At 63.0% G+C, this 23,702-nt stretch carries 23 protein-coding genes; 12 read left to right on the top strand and 11 right to left on the bottom strand.

The window, feature by feature from the left end; genetic code table 11:
- The coding region (locus RA20_RS13580; protein ID WP_039129671.1) for a transglycosylase domain-containing protein at positions 1-1,534 on the bottom strand (1,534 nt) is incomplete at its 3' end.
- Between the two features lie 269 nt (positions 1,535-1,803).
- Here RA20_RS13580 and RA20_RS13575 point away from each other — a divergent pair.
- Together RA20_RS13575 and RA20_RS13570 are read left to right on the top strand one after the other, a co-directional pair.
- Entirely contained in the window at positions 1,804-2,142 is a 339-nt protein-coding gene (locus RA20_RS13575; protein ID WP_039129668.1) for a P-II family nitrogen regulator, read from the top strand.
- 26 nt (positions 2,143-2,168) lie between these two features.
- Positions 2,169-3,503, top strand: a complete 1,335-nt coding sequence (locus tag RA20_RS13570) for an ammonium transporter (protein ID WP_039129666.1) — start codon at positions 2,169-2,171, stop codon at positions 3,501-3,503.
- Positions 3,504-3,645: 142 nt separating this feature from the next.
- Here RA20_RS13570 and RA20_RS13565 read toward each other — a convergent pair whose 3' ends face one another.
- The 3 genes from RA20_RS13565 to sseA all read right to left on the bottom strand — a co-directional run bounded on the left by RA20_RS13565 (position 3,646) and on the right by sseA (position 6,246).
- A complete protein-coding gene (locus RA20_RS13565; RefSeq protein ID WP_039129664.1) occupies positions 3,646-3,903 on the bottom strand; it encodes a hypothetical protein in 258 nt (85 codons plus the stop codon).
- Between the two features lie 304 nt (positions 3,904-4,207).
- On the bottom strand, positions 4,208-5,392 hold the full coding sequence (locus RA20_RS13560; protein WP_039129661.1) for an amino acid aminotransferase: 1,185 nt from the start codon (positions 5,390-5,392) through the stop codon (positions 4,208-4,210).
- Entirely contained in the window at positions 5,392-6,246 is an 855-nt protein-coding gene (sseA, locus tag RA20_RS13555) for a 3-mercaptopyruvate sulfurtransferase (RefSeq protein ID WP_039129659.1), read from the bottom strand. Before sseA ends, RA20_RS13560 begins: the two co-directional genes overlap by 1 nt.
- Positions 6,247-6,410: 164 nt before the next feature.
- On the opposite strand from sseA, the gene RA20_RS13550 reads away from it, so the two are divergent.
- From RA20_RS13550 to RA20_RS13535, 4 genes are all read left to right on the top strand, one after another.
- On the top strand, positions 6,411-7,619 hold the full coding sequence (locus RA20_RS13550; protein WP_241482259.1) for a leucine-rich repeat domain-containing protein: 1,209 nt from the start codon (positions 6,411-6,413) through the stop codon (positions 7,617-7,619).
- Between the two features lie 138 nt (positions 7,620-7,757).
- The gene (locus RA20_RS13545; protein ID WP_052249001.1) at positions 7,758-8,093 is read left to right on the top strand and encodes a hypothetical protein; all 336 of its coding nucleotides are present in this window, start codon (positions 7,758-7,760) and stop codon (positions 8,091-8,093) included.
- Between the two features lie 39 nt (positions 8,094-8,132).
- Positions 8,133-8,855 (top strand): HupE/UreJ family protein, encoded by a 723-nt coding sequence (locus RA20_RS13540; protein WP_039129657.1) that lies wholly within the window; start codon positions 8,133-8,135, stop codon positions 8,853-8,855.
- A gap of 16 nt (positions 8,856-8,871) precedes the next feature.
- A complete protein-coding gene (locus tag RA20_RS13535) occupies positions 8,872-9,477 on the top strand; it encodes a hypothetical protein (protein WP_039129655.1) in 606 nt (201 codons plus the stop codon).
- Between the two features lie 49 nt (positions 9,478-9,526).
- Here RA20_RS13535 and RA20_RS13530 read toward each other — a convergent pair whose 3' ends face one another.
- From RA20_RS13530 to RA20_RS13515, 4 genes are all read right to left on the bottom strand, one after another.
- The gene (locus RA20_RS13530) at positions 9,527-10,009 is read right to left on the bottom strand and encodes a hypothetical protein (protein WP_039129652.1); all 483 of its coding nucleotides are present in this window, start codon (positions 10,007-10,009) and stop codon (positions 9,527-9,529) included.
- A gap of 244 nt (positions 10,010-10,253) precedes the next feature.
- The gene (gene smpB / locus RA20_RS13525) at positions 10,254-10,736 is read right to left on the bottom strand and encodes an SsrA-binding protein SmpB (RefSeq protein ID WP_039129649.1); all 483 of its coding nucleotides are present in this window, start codon (positions 10,734-10,736) and stop codon (positions 10,254-10,256) included.
- A gap of 44 nt (positions 10,737-10,780) precedes the next feature.
- Positions 10,781-11,635: a DMT family transporter gene (locus tag RA20_RS13520; RefSeq protein WP_039129646.1), complete on the bottom strand. Its 855-nt coding sequence runs from the start codon at positions 11,633-11,635 to the stop codon at positions 10,781-10,783.
- Positions 11,636-11,713: 78 nt separating this feature from the next.
- Entirely contained in the window at positions 11,714-12,274 is a 561-nt protein-coding gene (locus RA20_RS13515) for a helix-turn-helix domain-containing protein (RefSeq protein ID WP_039129644.1), read from the bottom strand.
- A 116-nt stretch (positions 12,275-12,390) separates the two neighbouring features.
- Here RA20_RS13515 and RA20_RS13510 point away from each other — a divergent pair, with 116 nt between their 5' ends.
- Positions 12,391-13,569 carry a benzoate/H(+) symporter BenE family transporter gene (locus RA20_RS13510; RefSeq protein ID WP_039129641.1) on the top strand — a complete coding sequence of 393 codons (1,179 nt, stop codon included), beginning with the start codon at positions 12,391-12,393 and terminating at the stop codon, positions 13,567-13,569.
- Between the two features lie 135 nt (positions 13,570-13,704).
- A complete protein-coding gene (ilvD, locus tag RA20_RS13505) occupies positions 13,705-15,549 on the top strand; it encodes a dihydroxy-acid dehydratase (protein ID WP_039129638.1) in 1,845 nt (614 codons plus the stop codon).
- Between the two features lie 400 nt (positions 15,550-15,949).
- Here ilvD and RA20_RS13500 read toward each other — a convergent pair whose 3' ends face one another.
- Positions 15,950-16,768 (bottom strand): sulfotransferase family protein, encoded by an 819-nt coding sequence (locus tag RA20_RS13500; RefSeq protein WP_039129636.1) that lies wholly within the window; start codon positions 16,766-16,768, stop codon positions 15,950-15,952.
- Between the two features lie 142 nt (positions 16,769-16,910).
- Between RA20_RS13500 and RA20_RS13495 the strand changes: the two genes are divergently transcribed.
- Entirely contained in the window at positions 16,911-18,488 is a 1,578-nt protein-coding gene (locus RA20_RS13495) for a DUF5928 domain-containing protein (protein WP_039129634.1), read from the top strand.
- A gap of 120 nt (positions 18,489-18,608) precedes the next feature.
- The gene (locus RA20_RS13490) at positions 18,609-20,012 is read left to right on the top strand and encodes an MATE family efflux transporter (protein ID WP_039129631.1); all 1,404 of its coding nucleotides are present in this window, start codon (positions 18,609-18,611) and stop codon (positions 20,010-20,012) included.
- A 15-nt stretch (positions 20,013-20,027) separates the two neighbouring features.
- Here RA20_RS13490 and RA20_RS13485 read toward each other — a convergent pair whose 3' ends face one another.
- Positions 20,028-20,345 (bottom strand): ArsR/SmtB family transcription factor, encoded by a 318-nt coding sequence (locus tag RA20_RS13485; protein WP_039129628.1) that lies wholly within the window; start codon positions 20,343-20,345, stop codon positions 20,028-20,030.
- A 62-nt stretch (positions 20,346-20,407) separates the two neighbouring features.
- The gene (locus tag RA20_RS13480) at positions 20,408-21,340 is read right to left on the bottom strand and encodes a LysR family transcriptional regulator (RefSeq protein WP_052249000.1); all 933 of its coding nucleotides are present in this window, start codon (positions 21,338-21,340) and stop codon (positions 20,408-20,410) included.
- Between the two features lie 119 nt (positions 21,341-21,459).
- Between RA20_RS13480 and RA20_RS13475 the strand changes: the two genes are divergently transcribed.
- Positions 21,460-23,118 carry a BCCT family transporter gene (locus RA20_RS13475; protein WP_039129626.1) on the top strand — a complete coding sequence of 553 codons (1,659 nt, stop codon included), beginning with the start codon at positions 21,460-21,462 and terminating at the stop codon, positions 23,116-23,118.
- Between the two features lie 106 nt (positions 23,119-23,224).
- On the top strand, positions 23,225-23,702 hold a 478-nt coding region (locus tag RA20_RS13470), incomplete at its 3' end, for an ABC transporter substrate-binding protein (protein WP_241482258.1).

Below are 23,702 nucleotides of genomic sequence, written 5' to 3'. Positions count from 1 at the left end.
CCGCCGGCACGTTCAGCGAGTCCCGCAAGGCCCGGGTCAGGCTCACCTCGCCGTAAAACTTGCGGGTGTAGTTCTCCGGGCACCATTGGCCGGAGCCAGGGATGTTCAGGCAGTATTTTGCGTCCAGCACCCGGTCGAGCGGCGAATAGCCCAGCTCCAGCGCCGTGGCATAGACAAAGGGCTTGAACGCCGATCCGGTCTGCCGCTTGGCTTGCGTCGCGCGGTTGAATACACCGGAGACCCGGGTCTTGCGCCCGCCCACCATGGCGCGCACCGCGCCGTCGGCGCTCATCACCACAATCGCGGCCTGCGCCTTGGAGCTTTTGCTCACCTTGGTGTCAAAGATGTGTTTCAGAGCTTCCTCGGCCGCCGCCTGCAGCCGCTGGTCCAGGGTGGTGCGGATCACCACATCCTCTGTGGTCTGATCGCCCAGGAAGTCCGGGATCGTGTCCATCACCCAGTCGGCAAAATAGCCCCCTGCCCGCGCCGCAGCCGCCTCGCTCAGCACCGCCGGGTTGTCCTGGTTCTGCTTCATTTCGGCGGTGGTGAGATACCCCTGCTCCTGCATCAGCCGCAGCACCGTGGCGGCGCGGTCCTGCGAGCGCTGCAGGTTGTTGGTCGGCGCCAGAGTCGAAGGCGCCGTCAGGAGCCCTGCCAGCATCGCGCCTTGCGCAGGGTTCAGCTGGTTTGCCGATTTGCCGAAATAACGCTGCGCCGCCGCCTCGGCACCATAGGCTCCACCGCCCATATAGGCACGGTTCATGTAGATCGAGAGGATCTCGTCCTTGCTGTACTTGGCTTCCATTGCCAGGGCAAAGATCGCCTCGGTGCCCTTGCGCCACAGCGAGCCCTTGCGGCAGTCGGCCTCATAGGCGCTTTCGCTTTTCCACTCGGACGGGTCATAGACCCGGCCCAGGCACAGAAGTTTCGCCGCCTGCTGGGTGATAGTGGAGCCGCCGTGGCCCGACAGCGGCCCTCGGCCCTCGCGCAGGTTGATGCGCACCGCGCTGGCGATGCCGCGCGGCGACAGGCCGAAATGGCGGTAGAAGCGTTTGTCTTCGGTGGCGACAATGGCGTTCTTCAGATGCGGTGAAACGGTATCCGCCGTCACCACCCCGCCGAACTGGTCGCCGCGCCAGGCAAAGACTTCGCCGCTGCGGTCCAGAAGAGTGACCGAACCGCGGGCCCGCCCGTCCAGATAGGCCGAAACCTCCGGCAGCTTGGCATACTGAAAAGCCACCGCCAGCCCGACCAGCAGGCAGACCACCATGCCGACGCGCCAGGTAAAGCCCCAGGCCAGCCGGAAGGCAAATGTGAAGGGCGCCAGCAGCAGGCCGATCAGCCCGCGTTTTTTTCGCACGGGCCTGGCGCGTGCCTTCTTGCGGGCAAACAGGCCGAACAGGCCCGGCTTTTTGGGTTTGCTCTTGCGTGCGGGTTTCTTGCGGGCAGGTTTCTTGGCAGCAGGCTTGCCCTTGCCGCTCGAAGAATAACGTTTTTCTGCCACCAGAGGCTTGCGCCCGGATCCTTGTGCCATCGTTTGTTCCTGCCCGGTTTGCCCGTTTGCCGCGACAATACTCTGCCTGCCGCGGTTTGTAGAGGGGGCAGAATCCGGACCTTTCCCCTTTGCCAGCTGGCCGGTTTTTAAGCGAAGCCGCCCAAAGGCGCAAAATTATTGTGCGCCCGCAGAAAGACGCGCGGATTCCTGCTGCCTTAGCGTTTGCACGACTCAAGGGAGCGGTTCTGCTGCAGGTGCACAATGCGTCGGCACGGGGCCGGAGCAGCGCGAAACCGGAAGGTGCACATATGAAAATGATCATTGCTGCCATCAAACCCTTCAAGCTGGACGAGGTCCGCCAGGCGCTGACTTCCCTGGGCGTAAGCGGGCTGATGGTCACCGAAATCAAGGGCTTTGGCGCCCAGGCAGGCCACACGGAAATCTACCGCGGAGCCGAATACGAAGTGAATTTCGTCCCGAAACTGAAGCTGGAGCTGGTGGTGCCTGCGGACCTCGCCGAACAGGCCGTCAGCGTCATCTCTGAAACCGCCCGCACCGGCAAGATCGGCGACGGCAAGATTTTTGTTCTGGATGTGGAACAGGCCGTGCGGGTGCGCACCGGCGAAACCAATCTCGAGGCGCTGTGACGGCGCCCGGCATGGAGGAAAGACCTATGAAGACCCTGAAACTCCCCCTCATGGCGCTGGCCCTGGCCGCGCTGCCGGGCCTGGCGCTGGCCCAGGACGGCCCTGCCCCCGGTGTAAATCCTTCGACCGACACCGTGTTCATCCTGAACTCGCTCCTGTTCCTGGTGGGCGGCTTCCTGGTGTTCTGGATGGCCGCAGGCTTTGCCATGCTGGAGGCGGGCCTGGTGCGTTCCAAGAACGTCACCATGCAGCTCACCAAGAACATGGCGCTGTTCTCGCTGGCCGCCGTGTTCTACTGGCTGATCGGCTATAACCTCATGTATCCGCTGGGCAATTGGTCGATGGACGGCATCCTGTCCGGCGTCTTTGGCCCCGGAGTGCTGGAGGCTGTCGGGATCTCCGCAGAAGGCGCGGATGACTATTCCTACGCCTCCACCGGCTCGGATTTCTTCTTTCAGCTGATGTTCTGCGCTGCCACCGCCTCGATCGTCTCCGGCACCCTGGCCGAGCGCATCAAGCTGTGGCCCTTCCTGATTTTCACCATCGTGCTGACTTCGGTGATCTACCCGATCCAGGCCAGCTGGAAATGGGGCGGCGGCTTCCTGGAAGAGATGGGTTTTCTGGATTTCGCAGGCTCCACCGTGGTGCATTCCGTGGGCGGCTGGGCGGCGCTGACCGGCGCGCTGATCCTGGGTCCGCGCATCGGCAAGTACAAGGACGGCAAGACCATTCCGATGCCCGGCTCCAACCTGGCTCTGGCGACGCTTGGCACTTTCATCCTGTGGATGGGCTGGTTCGGCTTCAACGGCGGCTCGCAGCTGGCAATGGGCTCGGTGGGTGATGTGGCCGATATCTCGCGCATCTTTGCCAATACCAATGCAGCCGCGGCCGGCGGCGCAGTCGCAGCTCTGGTCCTGACCCAGCTTCTGTTCAAGAAACCGGACCTCACCATGATCCTGAACGGCGCGCTGGCCGGCCTGGTCGCGATCACTGCCGAACCGCTGACCCCTGGCCTGGGCCTGGCCACCCTGATCGGTGCCATCGGCGGCGTGATCGTGGTCTTTGCGGTGCCGTTCCTCGACAAGCTGCAGATCGACGACGTGGTCGGCGCCATTCCGGTTCACCTCTTCTGCGGCATCTGGGGCACTGTTGCCGTGGTGCTCTCGAACCCGGACGCCACCCTGCTGAAGCAGCTGACCGGCATCGCCGTGGTGGGTGTCTTCACCGTCGCAGCTTCTGCCGTGGTCTGGGTTGCCCTGCGTGCCACCACCGGTATCCGGGTCGAAGAAGACGACGAGGTCAACGGGCTCGACATGGCGGAGCTGGGTATGGAGGCCTATCCCGAGTTCTCGCCGAGCTGAACCGCAGTACCAAAACAGACAGCGGCGCCCCATCCGGGCGCCGCATTTCGTTAGAGCGGGAGGCTCCCGCCAGTTGATCGATCATCAAAGATGATCTCCGCCTGTTGGGCCAAGCGCCGCTGGCGCGGCGCGAGCCCCGGCCTCAGCCCTGCGGGACAACAATAACCTTGGGCGCCTTCTGGTCGCGGTAGTCGCGGCGGTCCTCGGCGCGGTCCAGGTGGTCCTCCACCACATCCCACACGCCGGTGTCCACGGCCTCGTCGCGGCGGTTCTCACGGCGGTCCGCGCGGTTTTCCACCCGGTCGATCACTTCGCCATTGGCAGCAAAGGCGGGGGCGGCCAGCGGCAGGGCAACGGCGGCGGAAAGGATCAGGGCAAGCGCGGATTTTGCGAGGGTCATTTCAGGTCTCCTAGGCTGTGTTACTCGTGACTTCCGCAAGCACAAACGCGGGTTCCCGGCTCTTCCGTCGCCGGGTTTCAGGTGACCAAACGTCAAGCAGGAGATTTTCTTTCCCGCGGTCCAGAGGCGTCTCAACAGCCATCCGCACCGCGGCAGCGGTGCCACGCCCAAGCCTGCAAGGGTCTTGGCGCAGCCAAGGCACGCAGCCAGGCGCGGGAGCTCCCCCTCTCCCCTTCCGCTTGCTCCGGAAACAAAAAACGCGCCCGCAAAGGGGCGCGTTCCAGAAATTCACTCTGCTTCAGGCTCAGACGCCGGCGTCGACAATCGCCTTGGCCAGGATCGGCACGGTCTGAGCGTTGAGGCCCGCAATGTTCAGGCGGCTGTCGCCGACCATGTAGATACCATTGTCCGCGCGCATCTTCTCGACAAGCTCTGGCGTGGTGCCCAGGAGCGAGAACATGCCGCGGTGCTGGGCGATGAAGCCAAAGCGGTCCGAGCCGGTCAGACGCTGCAGTTCATCCGCCAGTTGCTGGCGCAGGCCCAGCATGCCGAGGCGGGTTTCCTCCAGCTCGGCCGCCCAATCGGCGCGCAGGGCGTCGTCGTTCAGGATCATGGTCACCAGTCGCGCGCCATGGTCCGGCGGGAAGGAATAGTTCTGACGGTTCAGGAACGCCAGGGTGCCCTGGTTCAGCGCTTGCGCGCCCGCATCATTGGAGACCGCCATCAAGAGGCCGGTGCGCTCGCGGTAGATGCCGAAGTTCTTGGAACAGCTGGCGGCAATCAGCGTCTCGGGGCAGTTGGAGGCAACCAGGCGCACGCCCAGCGCATCCTCTTCCAGACCGTCGCCAAAGCCCTGATAGGCGATGTCGATCATCGGGATCAGGCCGCGCTCGTTCAGCAGCGCGATGACTTCTTTCCACTGCACCTCGTTCAGATTGGCGCCGGTCGGGTTGTGGCAGCAGCCGTGCAGCAGAACCACGTCGCCTTTGTTCGCACCCTTCAGGTCTTCCATCATGGCATCGAAGTTCACACCGCGGGTCTCGCGGTCGAAGTAGCGGTAGACCACGGTTTCAATGCCGACGTATTTCAGGATAGACACATGGTTCGGCCAGGTCGGGTCCGACACAAACACCCGGGCTAAGGGGTTGGCCATCTTGATCAGCTCAAACGCCTGGCGCACAGCGCCGGTGCCGCCGGGAGTGGCCGCAGCGGCGATATTGCCACGGGCAACCGCATCGCCCAGGATCAGCTTGATCATAGCGTCGCCATAGGCCGGATCGCCTGCCAGGCCGACATAGGCCTTGCTGGTCTGCTCTTCCCACAGCTTGTGCTCAGCCGCCTTGATAGCGCGCATCACCGGGGTGACGCCTTCGGCGTTCTTGTAGACGCCGACGCCAAGGTCGATCTTGTCCGCGCGCGGGTCGTCGCGGAACATCTGCATCAGCGCCAGGATCTTGTCGGCGGGCTGGGGTTTCAGGGTCTCGAACATCAGTTCTCTCCGGTAGCAACGGGAAGGGTCGGGAAGGCACCCCATTCCACCCAGGACCCGTCATAAAGCGCATGGTCGGACTTGCCGGCCCGCTCCATGGCGAGGCTGAGGATGGCGGCGGTGACACCCGAGCCGCAGGAAGTAATTGCAGGTTTGTTCAGATCGACGCCGGCGGCCTCGAAGGCGGCGCGGATGCCCTCGGCATCCTTCATGGTGCCGTCCGCATTCAGCACCTGGCCAAAGGGCACATTCTTGGAGCCTGGGATATGGCCTGCGCGCAGGCCCTCGCGCGGCTCCGGCGCATCGCCGCGGTAGCGTTCGGCAGAGCGGGCGTCGATAATCTCATGGTCGCCCAGCTTGGCGGCGGCAGAGACCTGGGTCACGTCGCGCACCATGTGGTTTTGCACCCGCACCGTCATATGGCGGTCGCGGATCACCGGCGGCAGGTCCTCAACCGGGTGGCCTTCGGCCTGCCACTTGGGGAAGCCTCCGTCCAGCACCGCAATGTTGGTCTGCCCCATCAGCCGGAACAGCCACCAGACGCGAGCCGCCGAGAACAGGCCGGCACCGTCATAAACCACCACTTGGTGGCCGTCGCCCACACCCATCGCCCGCAGGCGGGACATGAATTTCTCAACTGGCGGCACCATATGCGGCAGGTCCGAGCGGTTGTCGGAAATATCGTCAATGTCAAAGAAGCGCGCGCCGGGGATATGGGCGGCCTCATACTCCGCCTTGGCGTCCCGGCCTTGCTGCGGCAGATACCATGACGCATCCAGCACCCGAAGATCCGGGTCCTTCAGATGGGCGGCCAGCCAGTCTGTGGAAACGAGTGTCTTCGGATCGTCCTGCATCAAAGCTTCTCCCTCTCTGTGCATGCGCCATGGGTACATCCGGCAGCACAGCGGTGCAAGGTATCGCGGCCCTCTACCTGCGGTTACAAAAATCTTGCGGGCCTTTTGCGGAGCGGTAATAACAAGGGTCACCGTTTCAGCACGTTCCCGCAAAGGTTTATTGCATGCCCCGTCTCCGTCATTTCCTTGCAGCCCTTCTGACAGCCAGCGGACTGATGCTACCGCAAGCGGCACTGGCAGATTGCGTGGAGATTGGGGAAACATGTATCGATAACAATGATTTAAAGGCAAAGATCCGGATCGGAGAGCACACTCCGGACTTGCAGGAGATAGCGCAGTTCCGCCAGCTTACCGAACTCACGCTGCTGGCCGATTTGCGCTACGAGGAACCGCTGGACCTTGCTCCGCTTGCCGCCCTGCCCAACCTGGAAAGGCTGGCACTGGTGAGCATTCACGCCCCGGATCTGGCACCGCTCACCCGGCTGCCGGAGCTGAAGCGGCTGAGCCTTGATTCTGTCAGCGCCCCTGATTTTTCGCCGCTGGCCAGCCTGACCGGACTGGAGCACCTGTCGGTCTGGGGCATCGAAGAGGTCACCGACCTCGGCTTTCTGCACGGCTTCACCCGGCTGCAAAGCCTCAATATCGCCGATTCCGGGGTCACCGACCTGACCCCGCTGGACGGCCTGGAGAGCCTGGAAATCTTTCTGGCCTTCAACACCCAGGTCTCGGATCTGAGCCCGCTGGCGGCTGCCAACCTGCGGGTGGCCTGGATTTCCAACTGCCCGGTTGAAAGCGTCGCCGCATTGGCGGCCTCGGAGCGGCTGGAGATGCTGCGCGCCGACGGAACCCGGCTGCAAAGCCTGGAGGGGCTGCAGAACAAGCCGCTGCTGCAAACCCTGATCCTTTCCGACACAGACATCGCCGATCTGAGCCCGATTGCCGGCGCTATCAGCCTGACAGAACTGGAGCTGGACGGCACCGGCGTAAGCGACATCGCCCCGCTGTCCGGCCTGGAGGCTCTGCGCAAACTGACTTTGAAAGGCACCGCCATCACCAGCCTCTCGCCGCTGGCGGGCAAAAACCTGCGCGAACTGTCTGTCACCGATACTGCCGTTTCCAGCCTGGATGCAGTGAGGGACATGCAGGAGCTGTGGGATTTCAGCATTTCGGGTACAGCCGTCACCGACCTGTCCCCGTTGAGGGGCCTGAAAAAACTCTCCATTCTGCGGGTAATCGGCCTGCCGGCTGAAACGCTCCGCCCGCTGCTCGATGTCGAAAACCTGCGCATCGTCTTCGCAGGGCCGGATCTGGACAGCCACAAGCGCCTTCTCGGCAAAGAGAAAATCGCCGCTTACATCGCCGGCACACAGTAACGCCGCAGGCAGGAACCAGCGCCGGCGCCAAAGCTGCGCAGTAAATGCGGTTGACGATAACCTCCCCCAGAGGATACGTCCTGCCTAGAGCAACCAAACCGGGCAGTGTAAATGCGGGCAGGTATAAGCAGATGGCTGGTGGCGCTGAATATCGCGCTGTGCCTTGCCGTGGCTGCCTGGAGCCTGAAGGTGCCGCTGCGCCATGACCCGGGCCAGGCTCTGATCCAGCAAAGCATCGCCGAGCAGGCGGCCGAACACGGCCACGCTCATGGCGAGGCAGCAGATCTGCTGTGGAGCCAGCACGGCCACAGCCATGACGCCGCCGACCACGATCACAACTCAGCCCTGACACCTGCCCTTGGCGGGCTGCATTTGCAGATCCCTGCAGCAGACCGTCATCAGGCGGCAGGCCCGGGCTTTGCCCCTCCCCCCCTGTTCGCAATCGAGCACCCTCCGCGCGTCTGGATGTCCTGACAAACCCTCAGAACATATCCAAACCAACGGAGCATTTTCATGAACTCTGCCCCTTTCGGCAGGCCCAAGCGCCATGCGCGCCGGGGTCCTGTCCTGGTGGCGGCCCTGGCGCTGATCTTCAGCGCCACGATGGCGGCTGCCCATAACGTCACCCCCGGCGATGCCGGCTATATTCAGGAGATCTGGGGAGTAAAGCTGATCCCCTTCATGTATCTCGGCGCCAAGCATATGGTCACCGGCTACGACCATATCCTGTTCCTCTTCGGCGTGGTCTTCTTCCTCTACAAGATGAACCACGTGGCCATCTATGTAAGCCTGTTTGCCCTTGGCCATTCCACCACGATGCTGCTGGGCGTCTGGTTCGGCTGGAACGTCAACGCCTATCTGATCGACGCCATCATCGGCCTGTCGGTGGTTTACAAGGCGCTCGACAACCTCGGCGCCTTCCAGCGCTGGTTCGGGGTGCAGCCCAATACCAAGGCGGCGACGCTGATCTTCGGCTTCTTCCACGGGCTGGGGCTGGCAACCAAGATCCTCGACTACGACATCGCCTCCGACGGGCTGCTGGCAAACCTCCTGGCCTTCAACATCGGCGTCGAGATCGGCCAGGTGCTGGCGCTCTCGGCCATCCTGATCGGGATGAGCTGGTGGCGCCGCACGGACAGCTTCTGGCGCCATGCCTATACCGCAAACGTTGTGATGATGACGGCCGGTTTTGTGCTGATGGGATATCAGCTGACCGGCCTTGCCCTCTCCCTCTGATCACAGGACTTTACCAATGTACAATGCAGACAAACCCAAAGCCGAAGACCTGCCCACCCCGGAAAAACTGGTGAAATCCACCGTGATCGCCGCAGTCTCCGCCGCCGCGATCCTTGTCACCGTGGTGCTGCCTTCGGAATACGCCATCGACCCCACCGGCATCGGCCGCCTGCTGGGCCTCACCGAGATGGGCGAGATCAAGAATCAGCTGGCTGAGGAAGCCGAAGCCGATCAGCAGGCCGCTGTCTCCCCTGCCGGCGGCTTCATGAGCCTGTTCGTCTCCAGCGCCCAGGCGCAGGGGGCCCCGGCCTGGCAGGATGAGTTCTCCTTCACCCTCACCCCCGGCCAGGGCGTTGAATGGAAACTGGCGATGGACAAGGACGCGGAGGCGGTCTTTGACTGGTCAGTCTCCGAAGGCGTGGTGAACTACGACCTGCACGGCGACGGCGGCGGCAATTCGATCTCTTATGAAAAAGGCCGCGGCGTGCCAGGAGCAACCGGTGTGCTGAAGGCAAAGTTCACCGGCAGCCACGGCTGGTTCTGGCGCAACCGCACCAGCAGCGACGTGACAGTCACCGTCCGCCTGCGCGGAGCATACAGCAGCGTCAAGCAAACCTACTGACCTGAAAGCACCATGCCCGCGGCCAGACCCGCGGGCATATTCTTTGGCGCTACGCCACCACCCGCAGCCGCGGTGCTTCACCCATCCCCGCCGCCTGCCCGGCAGAAAACCGGCTGGCAAAGGCCAGCCCGGCCCGGATCACATGCGGATCCATCAGCCCGCAAGTCACATCCGCAACCGCCTCGCGCGCCTGCGCTGTCTGATCCCGGCGCATGTGATGCAGCATCCGCAGCAGCGCGGCTTCATCCCCGGTCGCCATCCCGCGCTGCTCCATATCCAGGGAATCGATGAACCGGAACTTGTCCTCCCGGCTTTCCAGCACCGCCCGCGCCAGCTTCATCAGCGACTGTGCCACAGGCAGGCCCACCGTCTCGCCCCAGCGCTCCGCGGCCACCGCATAGGCGTGCTGCCAGGCCTGGCTGTCCGGCCGCTCATAACTCAGAAAAAACTGCCGCAGCACCGGCAGCAGGCCCTTTTCAAAACCATCAAACCCATGCGCAGCCAGCGCGGCCTCAGACAATCGGGCGCTCATCCGCGTCTCCCATACCGAATTCCGGACAGCAGGCGGGCTGTCCTCTCCGACCGGGCTTGATTCAAAGGCGAATCTGCTGGGCGACGAATATCTGACTTATTAAATCAGGCAATACAACAAGCCATTTCGAAACCATGGCCGCCACGGCAAGACCCTGCGGCAAGCGCAGCCCCCCTGCTTCTTTCTGGTCTCAAATACCCCGGGTGAATTGGCCGCAGGCCAAGAGGGCAGCGCCCTCTTCTCCTTACCTTGCGTCCTTCAGCAGCCGCTGCTTCTGGCGCCCCCAGTCGCGCTTGGCCTGGGTTTCACGCTTGTCATGCAGCTTCTTGCCCTTGGCTATGCCGAGTTTGATCTTGGCGCGGCCGCGATGGTTGAAGTAGATCACCAGCGGCACCAGGGTCATGCCCTTGCGCTGGGTCAGATTCCACAGATCCGCCAATTCCTTCTTGGACACCAAAAGCTTGCGGCGGCGGCGCTCTTCATGTTTGAAGACTTTGGCCTGCTCGTACGGCGGAATGTAGGAGTTCACCAGCCACAGCTCGCCGTTTTCCACCGCAGCATAAGAATCCGCAATATTGGTGCCATTGCCGCGCAGCGCTTTGACCTCGGACCCCTCCAGTGCAAGACCGCATTCGATATCGTCCTCGATCGCATAATCGAAGCGCGCCCGCCGGTTCTCGGCGATCACCTTGTAGTTGGGGTCTGATGTCTGCTTCTTCTTGGCCATGGGCGGCAGATGTAAGGCGGCGCGGCGGCGGGCGCAAGACAGGGTTACGGTTTACGGCTGCGCAGCAGTGTAAAGACGCCACTGCCAACGATGACCGCGCTGCCGATCAGGGTCAGCGCATCGGGACGCTCGCCGAAAATCAGCACCCCCAGCACCATGGCAAAGACCAGGCGCGTATAGCGGAAGGGTGCAATCACCGAGATCTCCCCCGCCCGCATCGCGCCCGACAAAGCGTTATAGGCAATGACACCGATCACCGTGGCCGCGGCTATGTCCAGCCAGTTGCGCGGCGCAGGCCAGACCGCGCCGCCAGTCCAGCCCAAGGCGATCCCCCCGGCAACCACCAGCATGGCAAAGCCAAGGAAGCCTAGCTGATTGTTGCTCATGTCCTTGGGCGCGGCCCGCGTGGCCAGATCCCGGCCCGCAAACCCCAGCGTGCCCGCAACCGCGAACAGCGAAGCAGGTTCAAACCCGCTCACCCCCGGCCGCAGGATCAGCAGCACCCCGGCGAAGCCCAAGCCAATCGCCAGCCAGCGCCGCCAGCCCACGGTCTCGCCAAAAAACACCACGGCACCCGCAGCCACGACCAGAGGCGTTGCCTGCAGAATGGCCGAGGCGGAGGACAAAGGCGTCAGCGCAATCGCCAGCGTGTAGCACAGCCGCCCCGCGACCTCAGCCAAGGAGCGCCACAGCATCGGGCGCGTGCCAAAGCCCGGGTGCCAGGGAGCGTGACCCTGCGCACGCGCCATCGCAGCAAAGATGACCATGCCGCCAAGGCCGAAAAGGATCAGGATCTGCCCCACCGGCAGGGTGAGGGCCGCGGATTTGATGAACATGTCTTCCAGCGCAAAAGCCGCCATGGCCAGCACCATCAGAAGGCTTCCGCGCAGCGTGTCCATCTCCGGCTCCAAATCCCATAAACTCAATGACTTGGGCAAGTGGTAGGCGGCCCGCCAGGGAGACACAAGGGACAGCGGTCAGTCCCGCTGCGTCAGAATGGCCTGCCGGTAGTGATGCATGTTGAGGAAGGACGCCCCGGTTTCCACGCTGCGGTAGCCATGCGGCTGGTCGGCAGCAAAGCGCAGCCCCTGCCCCGGCTCCAGCGCCACCCATTCACCGTTGCGCAATACCTCCATGGACCCATTCAGCACATAGACTTCCTCGGTCACGCCGGTGTCATGCGGCTGCGACTGGTGGCTTTGGCCGGGCTGCAGCGTCACCTGAAAGGTTTCGGCCCCCAAGAGCGGATCAAAGGGAAAGACAATCTTCACCGCGATGCTGCCCGGAAACTGAACGGTCTCGTAAACACCGGTGGCAGCGCTCACCGGCCGCGCGGCCTCGCCCAGCAGGGCGGTCAGCGGCAGGTGGAACCCTTTGGCGATCTTCCACAGCGTGGCAATCGTCGGGCTTGATTCGCCGCGCTCGATCTGTCCCAGCATCGCCTTGCTGACACCCGTCGCCTCGGCTGCCTTGGACAGGCTAAGCCCAGCCGCCGCGCGGATTTCCCGCAGATTCAGGGTGATGCCGTCTTCACTCATTTCCGCTGCCTGTCCATGGTCCTGCAAAAAACTCTTGTGCGTTATAACGCACGGATTGTAGTGTGCGCTATAACGTACAAAACCCCTACCCGATCCGGCGCCAGAGGAAAACCCGCATGCTCAAGGATCTGAAGCTTTCGCATATCGTCTCCGGTGCCGTCGCGGTGCTGGTTGGTTATACCGGCTCGGTCGCCATCATCTTCCAGGCGATCGAAGCTGTCGGTGCAACACAGTCCCAGGCCAACAGCTGGATGCTGGTGCTGGGGCTTGGCATGGGGCTCACCTGCCTGATCCTGTCGCTGATGTACCGGATGCCGATCCTGACCGCCTGGTCGACCCCCGGTGCAGCCCTTCTGGCGGTCAGCCTCAACGGGGTGCCGCTGGCGGAGGCCACCGGGGCCTTCCTGTTCTGCGCTGTCCTTCTAACCCTCACCGGGGTCACCGGCTGGTTTGCCGCCCTGTCGCGGCTGATCCCTGCCAGCCTCGCCAGCGCCATGCTCGCGGGCATCCTGTTTCCCTTTGTGCTGGCCGCCTTCGCCTCGCTGCAAACGGACACTGCATTGGCCGCCATCATGGGCTTCACCTTCCTCTTGGGCCGCAAGCTGCTCCCCCGCTTCGCCATCCCGGCAGTGCTGGCAGCAGGCATCGCCTGGTGCGCAGGCACCGGAGCATTCGGCAGCCTGGAAGCGCTGGATCTGACCCTGGCGCGGCCTGAGTTCGTCATGCCTGCCTTCTCGCTGCCGGTGCTGGTCGGCATCGGCCTGCCGCTCTATATCGTCACCATGTCCTCGCAAAACATGCCGGGCGTAGTGGCGCTGAAGGCCTGCGGCTATGAAACACCGGTCTCTGCCAGTCTCACCGTCACCGGCCTGGCCTCGCTGGTCCTGGCGCCCTTCGGCGGCTTTGCCTTCAACCTCGCCGCCATCACCGCTGCCATCTGCGCAGGCCCGGAGGCAGACGAGAACCCCAAGACCCGCTATCTAGCGGGCGTGATGACCGGCGTGGTCTACATTCTCGTGGGCCTTGGCGGTGCTACAGTGATCAGCCTGTTCCTGATTGCACCCAAGGCACTGGTCGCGACCGTCGCAGGCCTCGCCCTGCTCTCGACCATCGGCAGCAGCCTGTCTGCCGCGCTGGCAGAACCGCAGGGGCGCGAAGCCGCTTTGATCACCTTCATGGTCACGGTCTCCGGCATCAGCTTTCTTGGAATCGGCGCGCCGTTCTGGGCGCTGGTGCTGGGGCTGGCGGTGAATCACTGGCTGAAGGCCCCCGCTGCCGCCCCGGCCCGCGCCTGACAGAGCCGCCGCAAAACAGAAACCGCCAACAAATTCCGGCGCAATCTGCGCCAAAATTACCGAACCACGCCCCGGCAGGTTGCCTTTATTGCGCAAATCGTGTGTTTGGGGTCAAATTCAAAGGGAAGCGCTCAGATGCCGATGTACCGATCCAGAACCTCCACCCATGGCCGCAATATGGCGGGCGCGCGCGGACTGTGGCGCGCAACCGGCATGAAGGACGATGACTTCGGCAAGCCGATCATCGCCATCGTCAACTCCTTCACCCAGTTCGTGCCCGGCCACGTGCACCTCAAGGACCTGGGCCAGATGGTCGCCCGCGAGGTCGAGGCCGCCGGCGGCGTCGCCAAGGAATTCAACACCATCGCGGTGGATGACGGCATCGCCATGGGCCATGACGGCATGCTCTATTCGCTGCCTTCGCGCGAAGTGATCGCCGACAGCGTCGAATATATGGTCAACGCCCATTGCGCCGACGCCATGGTCTGCATCTCCAACTGCGACAAGATCACTCCCGGCATGCTGATGGCCGCGATGCGCCTGAACATCCCGGCGATCTTTGTCTCCGGCGGCCCGATGGAAGCAGGCAAGATCGACATCGCCGACCTGGACATGAAGAAGATCGACCTGGTCGACGCCATGGTCGCGGCTGCAAATGACGATTTCACCGATGAGCAGGTTCAGCACATCGAAGAAAACGCCTGCCCCACCTGCGGCTCCTGTTCTGGCATGTTCACCGCAAACTCGATGAACTGCCTGGCCGAGGCCCTGGGCCTGGCGCTGCCGGGCAACGGCTCGACCCTGGCGACCCATGCCGACCGCAAGGGCCTGTTCCTGGAAGCCGGCCGCAAGATCGTCGAGATCACCAAGCGCCACTATGCCGATGAGGAAAAAGGCCTGCTGCCGCGCGAGATCGCGACCTTTGACGCGTTCGAAAATGCTATGAGCCTGGACATCGCCATGGGCGGCTCCACCAACACCGTTCTGCACCTGCTGGCCATCGCCAACGAGGGCGAGGTGGACTTCAACATGTCCCATATGGACGCGCTGAGCCGCAAAGTGCCCTGCCTGTGCAAAGTGGCGCCAAACACGGCCAACGTCCACATGGAGGACGTCCACCGCGCCGGCGGCATCTTCTCGATCCTTGGCGAACTCAGCCGCGCAGGCCTGCTGCACAACCACTGCAGCACCGTGCATTCCTCGACCATGGGCGAAGCGATTGCCAAGTGGGACATCAAGGTTGCCAACAACCCTGAGGCCGAAGAGCTGTTCAAGGCAGCTCCGGGCGGCGTGCGCACCACCCAGGCGTTCAGCCAGTCCAACCGCTACAAAGAGCTGGACAACGACCGTGAAAACGGTGTGATCCGCTCGAAAGAGCACGCTTTCAGCCAGGACGGCGGCCTTGCGGTGCTATTCGGCAATATCGCACTGGACGGCTGCATCGTGAAAACCGCAGGCGTGGACGCCAGCAACCTGACCTTCACCGGTACAGCCTATGTTTGCGAAAGCCAGGATCAGGCAGTGAATGACATCCTAACTGGCAAAGTGACCGAGGGTGACGTGGTGGTGATCCGCTATGAAGGCCCGCGCGGCGGTCCGGGCATGCAGGAAATGCTGTATCCGACCTCCTATCTGAAGTCCAAAGGCCTGGGTAAGAAATGCGCCCTCTTGACCGACGGCCGTTTCTCCGGCGGCACCTCGGGCCTGTCGATCGGCCATGTCTCTCCTGAGGCAGCTGAGGGCGGCACCATCGGCCTGGTGCGCCAGGGCGACAAGATCGAGATCGACATCCCCAACCGCTCGATCCATCTGGCGGTCTCCGACGAAGAGCTGGCAGCACGCCGCGAGGAGCAGGACGCAAAAGGCTGGAAACCCGCCGAGCCGCGCAAGCGCAAGGTTTCCAAGGCACTGAAGGCCTATGCGCTGCTGGCCACTTCAGCCGCCAAAGGCGCCGTCCGCGCGCTGCCTGACGAAGACTGAAGCGCGATACTCCCGAAGCTCCAGAACCCGCCGTGCCGCACACGGCGGGTTTTCTTTTGCGCTCTGCCGCTTGCGCTTGAGGCAGCCTCAGGTGCGTTGCAATCGCAAAGGAGCGTTCAGAGCAGCCCTGCCCCCGAACCGCTTTTCAGCAGAAATCGTGCTTTGGAAAAATCGCTCCCGCCCCCGCGGCAGCGTACTGGCTGCCGCCAGTTCGCCTTGCGGCGTTGGGCGTGGCGCCGCGCTGAGGCGCGGCGTGCCTCCGGCGGGGAGTATTTGAATCCAGAAAGAAGCAGAGCGAATACGCATCAGGCGCACCTGCGCCGCGTCAGCGGCGCCCGGCCCAAGGCTTTTGGCGCTGCATCTATGATGCGGCGGCAAGGCGCGGGAGAGCTGCCTTGCCTTATTCGCCTAGCTTCGCGTGCACCTCGTCCAGGTCGATCTCGCTCAGCGGCATCTTGTTGCCCGGGTTTTCGAAGTCGTATTTGAACAGCTCGAAATCGCGCTTGTAGATCTCGTAAACCAGATGCATCGACAGGTCGTCGAAATAGTCTTCGACCGGATGCGCGCGCTTGGGGCCGTGGCCTTCGCTTTCATTGAACCGCGGAATCGCAGCCAGGTCCACGGTATGCGGGGTTTCGATCGCGTCCAGCACGCCCTGCATCCCGTCGTTGAAGGCCTCGGTCCAGAAAATGCTGTCGTAGCGGCCGCCGTTGTGGATGAAGGTCGACACATGCCCCGACATTGCCGACCAATGGATGTCCGGATCCATCGGGCGGCGCCAGCGGATAGTGTCGCGCGCAAACAGCAGAAACCGGCGGAAGCTGGCGATCTGGTCGAATTCCTGCTTGCCGTCGTCGCCGCCGACCTCGATGCCGTATTCATAGGCGAGTTTAGGCACCAGGTTGCCGCGGTAGCGGCGGCCGTTGCGCTGGATGCCGCAGATCTTGTCGAAGAAGGACGAGAGAATGCGGGTATAAGGGTTGCGCACGCAGGTGAAGGCATAAGACCGGTGGCCGCGCACATTGCGGGTGATCGGACCCTGGCTGTGCTCCAGCGCCCATTTGTGAAGGCCGCCCTTGGCATCGTGGATGTCGCCGTCGAAGAATTCGCCGTGGTCGGAAAAATAGAGGATCTGCCCGATGGTCGAGCAGGCGCATTTCGGCACCACCCGGTAAACCACACTTTCACTTTCCGTCATCCAGGTGCCGGGGAACCCCATCCGCTGCCCTCTTCTTTCTGATGCGCCGTTACCCGCAGTCATCGCATATGTTTACCGAAACGGGAACTATCTGGTTTATTCGTGCCTAAAGGCCCCTTATCAAGGGAAACAATCAGACAAAACAAGGCAGTCCGTCCGCACTATGGCAAAAATCGCATATATTCTGCTCTGCCATAAAGACCCCGAGGCGATCATCCAGCAGGCCGAACGGCTGACGGCTGCGGGCGACTACATGTCGATTCACTTTGACGCGCGCGCGGCAGCCGAAGACTATCAGCTGATCCGCAGCGAGCTGGCCGACAACCCCAATGTCGCCTTTGCCCGCAAGCGGATCAAATGCGGCTGGGGCGAGTGGTCGCTGGTCGAAGCCACGATCTATGCCCTGCAGACCGCTGCTGAGGAGTTCCCCCGCGCCACTCATTTCTACATGCTGTCGGGCGACTGCATGGCGGTGAAGACGGCGGAATATGCCCACCGGTTCCTGGATGAGCACGACTGCGACTTCATCGAGAGCTTCGACTATTTCGAAAGCGACTGGATCAAGACCGGCTGGAAGGAAGAGCGGCTGATCTACCGCCACTGGTTCAACGAGCGCACCCAGAAGAAACGCTTTTACGCAATGTTCGAAGTGCAAAAGCGCCTGGGTCTCACCCGCGAGATCCCGGCCGACATCCAGGTGCAGATCGGCAGCCAATGGTGGTGCCTGCGCCGCCGCACCGTGGAGTGGATCCTGAATTTCATCCGCGAACGAAAGGATGTGATGCGGTTCTTCCGCACCACCTGGATCCCGGATGAGACCTTCTTTCAGACGCTGGTGCGCCATCTGATTCCGGAAAAGGAAATCGAGACCCGCACCCTCACCTTCCTGATGTTCACCGACTACGGCATGCCGGTGAACTTCCACAACGACCACTACGACCTGCTCTTGAGCCAGGACTTCCTGTTTGCCCGCAAGATCAGCTCCGAGGCCAAGGAACTGAAATCGCGGCTGGGGCGGCTTTACGCGGCGCAGGGCGTCGACTTCCAGATCTCCAACGAGGGCCGCAGCCTCTACAAGTTCCTGATCCAGCGCGGCCGCATCGGGCGCCGTTTTGCGCCCAGGTTCTGGGAGACCGAAAGCACTCTGGGCCGCGAGCGCGAGCTGCTGATTGTAATCTGCAAGAAGTGGCACGTCGCCAAACGGCTGCTGGAGCAGATCCGCCAGGTCACGAATATCCCGGCCATCGAATATCTGTTCAACGAAGAGGACACCCCGCTGCCTGACCTCGGCGGCATCCAGGCGGCGCTGATGAAGCGGACCCGCCACCGCCGGGCGCTGATGCGGATGCTGTTCGAATACTACGAGTCGGACCAGCTGATCATCTGCCTGGACCCGGGCGCTATCGAGCTGATGAACGATTTCCATTCGGACCGCTCCTCGACCCGTTTCCTGCAGATCGAATGCGATTTCACCGACGACTACCTGATCGGCCACGCCCGCCGTGTCGGTCTGGCGGGTGAGCGCACCTCTCAGCAAACGCTGGAGCGGCTGCTGCCAACGATCCGCAATGATATCGTTCATGAAGCCGACCGGATCCGCGATGCCGGTTTCAGCCAGCTGTTCCAGATGCGCGAAAGCAGCTCTCCCGAAGAAAATGCCGCCCAGCTCAGCGGCTTTCTTGGCCTGGCCGAGGACAAGACAAGGCAGATCGCCGAAACACACTACCTGTTTGCAGACTAACCCTCTGGCCACCGGCCCCGCTGTGTGAAAGTCTTCACAGACACAACCGGAAATCCGGTTATGTCTTGCGCCCTGGCCCGGGTTCCTGCCCCGGAGCTCAGACACCGGAAGGAAACAACGATGGCGGATCAGCCGGAGAAGAAAGCGGTCTTTCTGACCGGCAGCCTGATGGGGCATGTCACGCGCATGTCGCTGACGGCCAGCATCGGGCTGATGGCGATGTTTGCGGTCGACTTTGTCGACATGGCGTTCATTGCCATGCTGGGCAATGACGCTTTGGCTGCGGCTGTGGGCTATGCCGGCACGCTGCTGTTCTTTACCAATTCCATCAATATCGGGCTGTCGATCGCCGCGGGCTCGCTGGTGGCCCGCGCGCTTGGCGCCGGACAGCCGGATGATGCCCGCCGCAACGCCTCGAGCGTGGCCGTGATCGGAGCGCTAACCGGGCTGCTGGTGCCAATTCTGGTTCTGTCTTACCTCAATCCGGTCCTGGCGCTGCTAGGCGCCGAAGGCGAGGTGCTGCGGCTGGCAGCGCGCTATGTCACCATCATTCTGCCAACGATGTGGGTGATGGCGCTGGGGATGAGCGCCATGGCGGTGCTGCGCGCCCATGGCGATGCCCGGCGGGCGATGCTGGCGACGCTTTACGGCGGTGGCTTGAATGCGGTGCTGGACCCGATCCTGATCTTTGGGGTTGGGCTGGGGCTGGATGGTGCCGCCATAGCCTCGGTGCTGGCCCGGGTCTGCATGCTGATTGCTGCCCTATGGCCTGCAATCCGCGTGCACCAGGGCTTCATGCGGCCGTCTCTGCGGCAGATTGCCGGGGATATCCGCGCCATCCGCGCCATTGCGGTTCCCGCGGTGCTGACCAATGTGGCCACGCCAGTGGGCAGTGCCATTGTGATCCGCGAAATTGCCCAGTTCGGCACCGATGCGGTGGCCGGTATGGCAGTAATCGGACGGCTTATGCCGGTGGCGTTTTCGGTGATCTTTGCCCTCTCCGGCGCCATCGGCCCCATCGTCGGCCAGAATTTCGGCGCCCAGCTGTTTCCGCGCGTGCGCCAGGCCTTTCTGGCCGGCATCGCCTTTACCGCGATCTACACCCTGCTGGTGGCTGCAGTGCTGTTTGCCCTACGCGCCCCGATTGCCGATCTGTTCACCGCGACCGGTGAAACCCGCAGCCTGATCTACCTGTTCTGCGGTCCGCTGGCGCTGATGCTCTTCTTCAACGGGGTGATTTTTGTCGAGAACGCCAGCTTCAACAACCTCGGCCACCCGGTCTATTCCACCTGGATCAACTGGGGCCGCCATACGCTCGGCACCTGGCCGCTGGCGGTGCTGGGCGGCTATCTGGCCGGCGCGCCTGGGGTGCTTCTGGGGCAGGCTTTTGGCGGTATGATCTTTGCAGGCCTGGGCTTTATGCTGGTGCGCCGCGTGCTGTCACGGCTGGAGCAGCCCGCAGATGTCGATGCCTTTGCGCCGCAGAACCGGCTGCACGCGCTGCTGGGCCGCCGCAGCTGGTAGCCCTGAGACTTGCCCTCAGGCCGCGTCTTCGCTGCCTTTGAGGCTGACACCTTCGCAGCATTCCGAAGTCAGGAAACTGATCACGCTCTGCATCTGCTGATAGTTGGCGCGGTTGAAGACCTCGCGCCCCTGCCGCTCCTGCAGCACCAGCCCTGCATCCACCAGAGCCGACAGGTGGTGCGCCAGGGTCGAAGGGGCAATGCCCAGATGGGCGCCGATATCACTGACCCGCAGCCCCTCCTCTCCGGCCTTCACAAGCAGCCGGAAGATTGCCAGCCGGGCATCGTGGCCAAGGGCTGCAAGGGCGCGGGCATGGGAACTGGTAGCGGTCATGGCGGCAAGATACCGCGGCCACCGGCTGCGTCAACCGGCGCCCGGAGCGGCAGCCCCCCGTGTTACTGCAGCACAGGCACCGGTGAATGCGCGGCGATCCAGTCGAACACCAGGCTGGGCCCGCGCAGCTGGCTGGAATAGTCGCGGGACATGATGTAGCCCGCGTCGCTGCCGACCACATCGCCGGTGACCTGAACCAGCGAGCCGTTCTGCAGCACCCGGTCGATCAATCCCAGCCAGCCCAGGGCAATCCCGTCCCCTGAGACCGCCGACTGCACCACCATGTCGTAGTTGTTGAAGCTGATGTAGTTCCGCGACCGCTCGCCGGAAATACCAAGCGCATCAAACCATCCCTGCCAGGTCTGCCATTCCGCCGAGGCCGGCTTCGACAGGCTGAGAAGCTGCGCATCCAGCAGCTGAGCCGAGCTAGAGATCCCCCCATGCGCCGCCAGGTACGACGGGCTGGAGACCGCGGCAACCCGCTCCTGCAGCAGCATGACGTCCCCCTTCACCATGCTGTTGCGCGGCGCCACGTGGATCTTGATGTCGCAATCCTCGCCGTAATCCTCCGGCGGCACCTGCGCTGCCAGGATCTGGATCTCGATCTCGTCGCCCAGCTCGGCCCGCAAATGCGACAGCTGCGGCAGCAGCCAGAAACTGCAAAAGGCAAAATCCGCGGAAATCCGCACCCTTGGCCGCGATTTACGCTCCATCAGCGCGGATACCGAGTTGCCCATTTGCGTCATCGCCGGGCGCACCACGTTCAGAAGCCGCACCCCTTCGTTGGTCAGCGACACGCCGCGGTGCTCACGCCGGAACAAGGCAATGCCCAATTCCGTCTCCAACCCTTTGATTTTCTGGGAAACCGCCGACTGCGTCAGCCCCAGCGCCTCAGCCGCGCCGGTAAAGTTGCCATGCCGGGCCACCAGGTCGAACGCATGCAGCGCAACCAGGTTATAGCTCAGCTTCCTATTAAGGCTGCTAATGTCACTCATAAATTATTGCCTACTGCAAAAGGCCGATTTTTTATAACAAAAAATGCCCTGCGTAAGTTCTGCTAAGACCGCAGCCCCGGCGGTTTCAACCGGCAGAGCAGGGAAAACAGGGAAATTACATGTCAATCAAACCACCTTTAACGGATCTGCCGATCGGCACATCCGAAAGCGGATTTTACCGGGGCTTCAGCCAGATCGTCACCGTTTCCTCCAAACTGCTGATCGGCGGGCTGGTGATCTGGGCCATCGCCTTCCCCGAGCAATCCGGCGCCATCCTGAATTCGATCAACGGCTTCATCCTCGCCTCCTTCGGCGCCTGGTACATCTGGACCGTGGCGCTGTTTGTGCTGTGCTGCGTCGCGCTGGCGATGTGGCCCACTGCGGGCCGGCTGAAACTGGGCCAGGACGGCGATAAGCCGGAGTTCTCCAACTTCTCCTGGTTCTCGATGATGTTCGGGGCCGGCATCGGGGTCGGCATGCTGACCTGGGCCGTGGCCGAACCGATCTATCACTGGAACAACAATCCGGAAGTCATCCAGGGGCTGACCAATGGCGGCACAGCCGACAATATCCGCATGGCCTACAAATGGTCCTTCCTGCACTGGGGCCTGGGCGCCTGGGCCTGCTATGCAATTGCCGGGCTGGCGCTGGGGTTCTTCAGCTACCGCCGCGGGCTGCCGCTCACCATGCGCTCCTCGCTGACGCCGCTGTTCGGTGCCCGCCTGTCAGGCTCCATCGGCCATGTGGTGGATATCGTTGCCGTGGTTGCCACCATCCTGGGCGTGGCCCAGACCCTGGGTTTCGGGGTTGAGCAGTTTGTCTCCGGCCTCACCCGGATCGGCATCACCGGCCTGACCAACGAGGCAGGCACCGCCAACACCTCCGGTGTCATCGTCGCCATTCTGGTGATCATGCTGGCCTCCACCGCTTCGGCGCTTTCGGGTGTCGGCAAGGGCATCAAGTGGCTTTCCAACATCAACATGGTGCTCAGCATCGCGCTGCTGGGCTTCTTCCTGCTGTTCGGCTCCACCTTCTTTGGCATGCAGGCGCTGTTCGTCGGCCTGTGGGACTACCTGATCGCCATGCCCGACATGATGTTCCGCGTCTGGACCGGTGACGGCAACCCCGACAGCGTCGCCTCCAAGCTGGAAGGCTGGCAGGGCGGCTGGTCGGTGTTCTACTGGGCCTGGTGGATCGCATTCGCGCCTTTCGTCGGCCTGTTCCTAGCCCGCATCTCCAAGGGCCGCACCATCCGCGAGTTCGTGCTGGGCGCCATGATCGTGCCGTCTTTGATGTGCTTTGTCTGGTTCACCTGGGCCGGCGGCACCGCCATCGACCTTGAGCTGAACGGCAATGCCGGCGGCCAGATCGCCACCGCACCCGATGGCGACAAGATCTTTGCCATGGTGCAGTACATGCTGTCGCCCTGGCTGGGCTGGGCGATGTCGGTGATGATCGTGGTCCTGCTGATGACTTATCTGGTGACCACCGCGGATAGCGCCGTGCTGATCGTCAACACCATCAACGCCGCCGGCGACGAAGGCCCCAAGGCCCGCCCGCATATCATCTTCTGGGGCGTCGCCCTGGGTTCGGTGGTGACGGCTCTGCTGCTGGTCGGCGGCCTCAAGGCGATCCAGACCGCGATGGTGATCGGCGCCCTGCCCTTCTCGCTGGTGATGGTGCTGCAATGCGCTGCCCTGGTGAAAGCGATCTACAACGACGGCCGCCGCGAACAAGCAGGCGTCGCCACCACCGTGACACAGGAGCCTGCTGAATAAGGCATCTCCCCAGGAACGGCGGCCAGCGGGCAGGGCTGCCGTTCCATCCTCCATGACTTCTGCCCGCACCCTTTCCGGCGCTGACAACAGCAACAAAGGAAACAAGATGACTAAGTACTACAACAGGGAAACCCTCCACCCCGCGGTCCGCATGCATGCGGAAGAAGCCGCCCAGGGCAAACTTGACCGGCGCGAGTTCCTGTCGCGCGCGACCGCGCTTGGCGTCACTGCCTCTGCCGCCTATGGGATGATCGGCCTCAGCCAGCCGGTGCAGGCCGCCGCCAACCCGCAAGCGGGCGGCACCATCCGCATCCAGCAGGTCGTGCGCGCCCTCCTCGACCCGCCGCTGTTCAACTGGCCGCAGCTTGGCAACCTGGTGCGCGGCTACCTGGAGTACCTGGTGCAATACAACGCCGACGGCACTTTTGAGCCGCGCCTGCTGGAGAGCTGGGAGGTCAACGCGGACGCCACCGAATACCTGCTGCACATCCGCCCCGGGGTGAACTGGAACGACGGCCGCGGCACCCTGACCGCCAAGGACGTCGCCTACAACTTTGCCCGCTGGGGCGACGGCAAGTGGGAAG

Source organism: Leisingera sp. ANG-Vp (genome assembly GCF_000813725.1).
Taxonomy (GTDB): domain Bacteria; phylum Pseudomonadota; class Alphaproteobacteria; order Rhodobacterales; family Rhodobacteraceae; genus Leisingera.
The sequence above is the reverse complement of the archived record's forward strand: the minus strand, read 5'-3'. Positions and strand labels throughout refer to the sequence as shown.

Coding starts and splice junctions, on each gene's coding strand:
- RA20_RS13485 (WP_039129628.1), bottom strand. CDS start 20,345: ATGACCGCTACCAGTTCCCATGCCCGCGCCCTTGCAGCCCTTGGCCAC.
- RA20_RS13575 (WP_039129668.1), top strand. CDS start 1,804: ATGAAAATGATCATTGCTGCCATCAAACCCTTCAAGCTGGACGAGGTC.
- RA20_RS13495 (WP_039129634.1), top strand. CDS start 16,911: ATGGCAAAAATCGCATATATTCTGCTCTGCCATAAAGACCCCGAGGCG.
- RA20_RS13570 (WP_039129666.1), top strand. CDS start 2,169: ATGAAGACCCTGAAACTCCCCCTCATGGCGCTGGCCCTGGCCGCGCTG.
- RA20_RS13490 (WP_039129631.1), top strand. CDS start 18,609: ATGGCGGATCAGCCGGAGAAGAAAGCGGTCTTTCTGACCGGCAGCCTG.
- smpB (WP_039129649.1), bottom strand. CDS start 10,736: ATGGCCAAGAAGAAGCAGACATCAGACCCCAACTACAAGGTGATCGCC.
- RA20_RS13515 (WP_039129644.1), bottom strand. CDS start 12,274: ATGAGTGAAGACGGCATCACCCTGAATCTGCGGGAAATCCGCGCGGCG.
- ilvD (WP_039129638.1), top strand. CDS start 13,705: ATGCCGATGTACCGATCCAGAACCTCCACCCATGGCCGCAATATGGCG.
- RA20_RS13520 (WP_039129646.1), bottom strand. CDS start 11,635: ATGGACACGCTGCGCGGAAGCCTTCTGATGGTGCTGGCCATGGCGGCT.
- RA20_RS13530 (WP_039129652.1), bottom strand. CDS start 10,009: ATGAGCGCCCGATTGTCTGAGGCCGCGCTGGCTGCGCATGGGTTTGAT.
- RA20_RS13550 (WP_241482259.1), top strand. CDS start 6,411: ATGCCCCGTCTCCGTCATTTCCTTGCAGCCCTTCTGACAGCCAGCGGA.
- RA20_RS13510 (WP_039129641.1), top strand. CDS start 12,391: ATGCTCAAGGATCTGAAGCTTTCGCATATCGTCTCCGGTGCCGTCGCG.
- RA20_RS13535 (WP_039129655.1), top strand. CDS start 8,872: ATGTACAATGCAGACAAACCCAAAGCCGAAGACCTGCCCACCCCGGAA.
- RA20_RS13540 (WP_039129657.1), top strand. CDS start 8,133: ATGAACTCTGCCCCTTTCGGCAGGCCCAAGCGCCATGCGCGCCGGGGT.
- RA20_RS13565 (WP_039129664.1), bottom strand. CDS start 3,903: ATGACCCTCGCAAAATCCGCGCTTGCCCTGATCCTTTCCGCCGCCGTT.
- RA20_RS13560 (WP_039129661.1), bottom strand. CDS start 5,392: ATGTTCGAGACCCTGAAACCCCAGCCCGCCGACAAGATCCTGGCGCTG.
- RA20_RS13500 (WP_039129636.1), bottom strand. CDS start 16,768: ATGGGGTTCCCCGGCACCTGGATGACGGAAAGTGAAAGTGTGGTTTAC.
- RA20_RS13480 (WP_052249000.1), bottom strand. CDS start 21,340: ATGAGTGACATTAGCAGCCTTAATAGGAAGCTGAGCTATAACCTGGTT.
- sseA (WP_039129659.1), bottom strand. CDS start 6,246: ATGCAGGACGATCCGAAGACACTCGTTTCCACAGACTGGCTGGCCGCC.
- RA20_RS13475 (WP_039129626.1), top strand. CDS start 21,460: ATGTCAATCAAACCACCTTTAACGGATCTGCCGATCGGCACATCCGAA.